The following is a 1,542-nucleotide window of genomic DNA, read 5'->3' on the forward strand; positions in this document are numbered from 1 at the left end:
GGCGTGAGCTTGAGGATCGTTGTCTGTGTGAAGTACGTGCCGGATGCGACGGGTGACCGGCATTTCGCCGAGGACCTGACGTTGGACCGTGAGGATGTGGATGGTCTGTTGTCGGAGTTGGACGAGTACGCGGTGGAGCAGGCGCTTCAGATCGCGGATGCGGCCGATGACGCGGAGGTCACGGTGGTGACGGTGGGTCCGGAGGACGCGAAGGACGCGTTGCGCAAGGCGTTGTCGATGGGTGCGGACAAGGGCGTGCATGTGGAGGACGACGCTCTGCACGGGACGGATGTGTTCGGTACGTCGTTGGTGCTGGCGAAGGCGGTGGAGAAGGCCGGTTTCGATCTGGTGGTGTGCGGGATGGCGTCGACGGACGGTTCGATGGGGGTGCTTCCGGCGTTGCTGGCGGAGCGGTTGGGGGTGCCGCAGGTGACGTTGTTGTCGGAGGTGTCGGTGGGTGGTGGTGTGGTGCGGGGTCGTCGTGATGGTGACGCGGCTTCGGAGCAGTTGGAGGCTCAGTTGCCGGCGGTGGTGTCGGTGACGGACCAGTCGGGTGAGGCGCGGTATCCGTCGTTCAAGGGGATCATGGCGGCGAAGAAGAAGCCGGTGGAGTCCTGGGACTTGGAGGATCTGGGCGTCGAGGCGGGGGAGGTCGGGCTGGAGGGTGCGTGGTCGCGGGTGGAGGAGGCGGCGGCGCGTCCGGCGCGGACGGCGGGGACGATCGTGACGGATGAGGGGGAGGGGGGCCGGCAGGTGGCCGAGTTCCTCGCAGGCCAGAAGTTCATCTGAGTCCTGGGTCGTTGAAACCTCTCTTCCTTCTCTCTGGCTGGAGTGCATGAACATGGCTGAAGTTCTGGTGTATGTGGATCACGTGGATGGCGCGGTGCGCAAGCCCACGTTGGAGTTGCTGACGTTGGCGCGTCGTGTGGGCGAGCCGGTCGCGGTGGTGCTGGGTGCGGGTGCGGGGCAGGCGGCGGGGACGCTGGGTGAGCATGGTGCGGTGCGGGTGCTGACCTCGGAGGCCGCCGAGTACGGGGACTATCTGGTGGTCCCGAAGGTGGATGCGCTCCAGGCGGCTGTCTCTTCCGTCTCGCCGGTGGCTGTTCTGGTGTCTTCTTCTGCTGAGGGGAAGGAGATCGCGGCGCGTTTGGCGTTGCGGATCGGGTCGGGGCTGATCACGGACGCGGTGGATGTGGAGGCGGGTGAGCAGGGGCCGGTGGTGACGCAGTCGGTGTTCGCGGCGTCGTTCACGACGAAGTCGCGGGTGTCGAGGGGGGTGCCGGTGATCACGGTGAAGCCGAACTCGGCGCCGGTGGAGCCGGTGGCGGGTGCGGGTGCGGTGGAGGAGCTGTCGGTGTCGTTCTCGGCGCAGGCGTCGGGGACGAAGGTGGTCTCGCGCACGCCGCGTGAGTCTTCGGGGCGGCCGGAGCTGACGGAGGCGGCGATCGTGGTCTCGGGTGGTCGTGGGGTCAATGGTGCGGAGAACTTCGGGTTGATCGAGGCGTTGGCGGACGCGCTGGGTGGGGCGGTGGGTGCTTCGCG

General features: G+C 67.5%; 2 protein-coding genes. Both read left to right on the forward strand.

Annotated features, from left to right (window positions below):
- Nucleotides 1-3: 3 nt before the first annotated feature.
- Nucleotides 4-789 (forward strand): electron transfer flavoprotein subunit beta/FixA family protein, encoded by a 786-nt coding sequence (locus IF99_RS0130120; RefSeq protein WP_031001640.1) that lies wholly within the window; start codon nucleotides 4-6, stop codon nucleotides 787-789.
- Between the two features lie 52 nt (nucleotides 790-841).
- Nucleotides 842-1,542, forward strand: a 701-nt coding sequence (locus IF99_RS0130125; RefSeq protein ID WP_037828215.1) for an electron transfer flavoprotein subunit alpha/FixB family protein, incomplete at its 3' end; no start/stop codon positions are given.

The sequence above is a fragment of the Streptomyces sp. NRRL F-5630 genome (assembly GCF_000719475.1).
In the GTDB taxonomy this organism is placed as follows: domain Bacteria; phylum Actinomycetota; class Actinomycetes; order Streptomycetales; family Streptomycetaceae; genus Streptomyces.